The organism is Syntrophales bacterium, assembly GCA_030655775.1.
Classification (GTDB): domain Bacteria; phylum Desulfobacterota; class Syntrophia; order Syntrophales; family JADFWA01; genus JAUSPI01.
The window spans coordinates 1-3,309 of record JAUSPI010000071.1; the positions used below are offsets into that span (position 1 = coordinate 1).

General features: G+C 45.5%; 2 protein-coding genes. One reads left to right on the forward strand and one right to left on the reverse strand.

Going from position 1 to position 3,309, the window contains the following annotated elements; all coding sequences use genetic code 11:
- Window positions 1-804: 804 nt before the first annotated feature.
- Window positions 805-1,941 carry a TraB/GumN family protein gene (locus Q7J27_03610; GenBank protein MDO9528226.1) on the reverse strand — a complete coding sequence of 379 codons (1,137 nt, stop codon included), beginning with the start codon at window positions 1,939-1,941 and terminating at the stop codon, window positions 805-807.
- 460 nt (window positions 1,942-2,401) lie between these two features.
- Here Q7J27_03610 and Q7J27_03615 point away from each other — a divergent pair.
- Window positions 2,402-3,309 (forward strand): TRAM domain-containing protein (locus tag Q7J27_03615; GenBank protein MDO9528227.1); only part of this gene is annotated, 908 nt, incomplete at its 3' end.

Below are 3,309 nucleotides of genomic sequence, written 5' to 3' on the forward strand. Positions count from 1 at the left end.
CACTCTCAGCCTCCTTAATTTTATTCAAGCTATTACTCCCTTATCCTGGCGAGAAAAACGCTCTATGCAGGGTCTGTGGCCTCATGGCGCACCTTATAGCGCGACTTGCTGTTTGCGCTTGGGCTTATGTCGAATATCCAGGGCAGTCATTATGACCTTGACATGCTTAATTATGTGTGGATAGTGGATGGGTTTCAATCAAACTGATTTACAGCAGTCATTATGACCCTACGAGGCAAACAAATGACCTACTACCCCCCAACGTTTCAATCAAACTGATTTACAGCAGTCATTATGACCCAACAAGGGTATGACGACCTTGCAGAAAGGACTCGGTTTCAATCAAACTGATTTACAGCAGTCATTATGACCTGTGGTTCTGATTTGCCAAAGAAAATCGATAGCTTAAATATGCATTTCCGCGAATCGACCCCTGCTGTTACAACTTTCTTGGAAAATCTATATTTCATTACAAGTGCATCCTTTCCAATATGATGAAAATACTGATACAATTCTGTTCCGCTAACCTCCAAGCATTTTCCTGCAAAATAATGGCTTCCGGAGGTTCGCCATTGCCATTTTTCGGTTAGGAAAAGAAACTGGTTAAGTCCGCCCTTGACTCATCCTCATTTATTTCCATTTACACACAGGAAATCAATATCATAACTCCATCATCAATTCTTAAAATGCATATATCTGCTATCTCTACAACACCTTCATATTTCTTGTTTATAGATATTTTATTGGACCTGGCAGGTAAAAACGATCTGGTGGGGAGGTTTGGGAAGGTCGTCTGAAGATCGCTCAGAGTTGTAAATACCTCATCATCATGGGAATGGCGACAAAGGTGCCGATAGAGCTGCCAATGTTGACGAAGGCCACCAGTAGCAGGATTCGTGTAATTTTATTGTTCCAGAAGCCGCGTAACGAGGTAATGTCTTCCCTCAGGGCGATGAAGTCTTTGACCTGAGGTTTCCGCAACGTTGCTTCGGTGAGGCCCGCTACCCAGCCGGCCGCTATCATCGGGTTTAGGGAGGTGATCGGCGCTGCGATTACCGAAGCGGCGATAGTGGCCGGATGCGCCAGTACAAGAACGGCGCCAAGACCGGCAAGGACTGAGTTTACAATGATCCACCATTTGATCATGTTCAGGCTTGCCAGGCTTCCCGAATTAAAAAATCCGGCTGTTATCAGTCCAATTACGGCTGCAGGAATGCCCCATGCGAAAACCTTTCCCCAGCGGCTTTTGGGAGGAAGTTCATTAAGAGCAGAAAGATTTACTTCCTTTCCGATATTTTCTAATATTCCGGGGACGTGTCCGGCACCCACCACTGCAACAATCTTAGAACCGGGAGCATTTTTTATTTTATCGGCTAAATATTTATCTCTTTCATCAATAAGAACGGCTTTTATTTCCGGGAGCTTCTGTCCGAATGTTTCAAGCGCCAGTTCCAGCACATCCCGCTGTTTCAGCTTTTCTATTTCTTCTTCACTTATATCCTCTGAGGTAAGCATGGACAGGAGCATCTCGGGCAGGAACTTAATTTTGTTCCAGAACCGCATCATCCTCCAGGTACGCAGGAGCGTTATGCGGATATCCCGGTCGGCAAGGACGATTTCTGCCCCCGTTTTTTCTGCCTGGTCTATAGCACGCAGCATCTCTTCGCCGGGCTTGATGCCGAATTTGTCGGCGATCTTTTTTTGAAATGATGCCATCAGCAGTTGAGAGAGCAGAAGAGACGTCTGCTTTTCCCGAATTACTTTGACGATATCGGTCTCCTGCCACTTCTTGTTATGTTTGATTGCTTCAAACCGTGCACTGCAGAGTTCAACGCATACCGTATCCGGTTTTTCGGCTGCGATGACCTGTTCGACGAGCTCTGAGCTTTCCCGGGACACATGGGCGGTACCGACCAGGATAATTTCTTTGCCGTCATGCATCAGGCGATGTATGTTTTGATGTTCCAAGCGTTGTTCCTTTGTTGAGCAAGAAATAGGTGCTGGAAGGTACCAGCATTTTTGGTAATTGTAAAGGAAAATGCTTTTCCCGAAAAATAGATATTGACACTTCCAACACAGTAGGACAGGCGTCCCGCCTGTCCATAATGTTGAATCGCTTAGACAGCCGAGACGGCTGTCCTACGGGATGGGGCGGACAGTCTTAATTTTCAATGTCTATTTTGACAATCTCGTAAAAGTCAAATTTCTACCCTTTTTGTCATTCCCGCGAAAGCGGGAATCCAGCAAATTCAACCTGTTATAGACTCCCACTTTCGCGGGAGTGACGTACAAAATGACTTTTTACGAGCACATCATTTATTTTAGGGCATTTCCCGTAACTGTATTTACGGATACTCGAAAAGGTGCTATGTGAGAACGAAATAAAAAGGGGTTGTAGAATATGGACATTAAAGCTGGAGATATTATGGAAGTGAAAATAAATACTGTTGCCTTCGGGGGCGATGGTATCGGCCGTATCGATAATGTGGTGATCTTTGTCCCCTTCACGGTGGATGGTGATGTAGTGGAAGTGGAGATTACCGAGTTTAAGAAACAATATTTAAGGGGAAAAATAAAGAAGATATTAGTGCCTTCGCCTCAAAGGGTTGAGCCGAGATGTCCCTATTTTTCCGAATGCGGCGGATGTCAGTATCAGCATATCCTGTATGAATATCAGCTTGAGATTAAAAAAAGACAGGTTGTGGAATCCTTTGAAAGGATCGGAAAGCTGAAAATACCTTTTACAAAGGAGATAATCCCCTCGCCTGAGAGTTTCGGGTACAGGGGAAAAGCAGAATGTCATGTCGGTTTCAGCAGAGGGCAAACTCCGAAAATCGGATTTATGGATGTTGAGGGGGGTACCCTTGTCGCCGTTGAGCGGTGTGACCTCATGGAAGAAACTATTAACAGAGCGTTAAAGGATATCCGGGATGACCTGATTGCGGGGAGAACGAAGATACATGATGAAAGGCAGATCATCTGGTCTGAAATCCCTGGTGAGGAGAAAGTGGCAGGAACGCCTGAGCATGTCACGAGAAAGGTAAAGGGCAAGAGTCTGACAGTTCCTTATAATGGCTTTTTTCAGGCCAATATCTTCCTTCTGGACACGCTGGTTGATTGTGTTATGGAGATGGGCGCCCTCGCGGGTTCGGGAACCGTTCTGGATTGCCACTGCGGATCAGGTCTCTTTTCGTTTTTTTTAGCCGGTTATGTCCGGCAGGTCTTGGGCATAGAGCTTGACAGAAAATCGGTTGAATGTGCCCGGCTGAACTATAAAAATCACGGGATATCAAATGCGGACGTTTTCAG